This window comes from Shewanella sp. 10N.286.52.B9 (assembly GCF_002873635.1).
Taxonomy (GTDB): domain Bacteria; phylum Pseudomonadota; class Gammaproteobacteria; order Enterobacterales; family Shewanellaceae; genus Shewanella.
Genome location: NZ_MCTY01000088.1, coordinates 1 through 928 on the forward strand (window position 1 = coordinate 1; position 928 = coordinate 928).

Genomic DNA, 928 nt, shown 5'->3' on the forward strand with positions numbered 1-928 from the left:
AGTCGTTGCTGCACACTGGCGGGAATGTTGTGCTCACTCATCCAGTTGCAATACGCCAGATTTTTATATTTGGCGTACCCCTTAAAGAGCGCTCTCACAGAATCTTCACTCAAAATCGATGTCAGACGCTTTCTGGACTCTGGAGTGTCATTTCTCAGTGTGGCATGGAAGTCTTTACCCAAGAGCTGCCAGAGCGCTCTAGCTTTGCTTTCGCCAATACCCTTGAAGTCACTTTCTCTGGCGATAAATCGTATCAGTTGCTCACCTGTTTCGGGTAAAGTGCATTCAATATGCTTGGGTGATTCATACGTGTGCTGCTGCATTACATAATCACCCATCTCCATATTTTCTATCTGTCGAGCACCTCTGACTGACCAATGCTGACCCAGCGTTGGAAGTACAGGGATGCTATCGGGGTCGGCTTTGATGGTGACGTAATACTTCCCACTATTGGTTTTGTAAGAGTCTTTCGCCAGCGGTACACCGCTGAATATCACCATCTTGGTCGAGTGATAAGGGATACTGGTGACACGCATTTGGTCTTCATGCAAAGCGGTATTCATCGTGGCATCAACCCCATTTCGGATAAGGTTTTCGATAGCTCACCAAAGCGTTCAAGTCGCTTTTCAAGCTCCTTGACCTTGGCTTTCAATTCAATATTCTCAGCTTCTAATGACGACACCCGCTTTGAATCGAGTAGCTTTCGATTTGCTGTGTTGTCGTAGGCTTGAGGTTTGCCCTCATTCTTCTTGGCAACGGCGGTCAACGGTGGCAGGACACCTTTACCGCGCAGCTCATCTTCTAAGGCTTTGAGTGCTTTCTTGAGGGCAGGATTTTGGTTTAAAGCCGATTTTCCACAACCAATACCCTTTGCCACTTCAATGCGATTAAGCTGACCTCTAAACACGATTTGTTTAAACTCATCGTC

1 protein-coding gene and 1 pseudogene are annotated in these 928 nt (G+C 46.8%); both read right to left on the minus strand.

What is annotated here, in order from left to right; translation table 11 throughout:
• Nucleotides 1-563: pseudogene (locus BCU91_RS06095) on the minus strand (AAA family ATPase); the annotation flags it as partial.
• Nucleotides 560-928: VPA1267 family protein (locus BCU91_RS06100; RefSeq protein ID WP_198590442.1), on the minus strand; the 369-nt coding region annotated here is incomplete at its 5' end. The gene BCU91_RS06100 and the pseudogene BCU91_RS06095, both read right to left, overlap by 4 nt.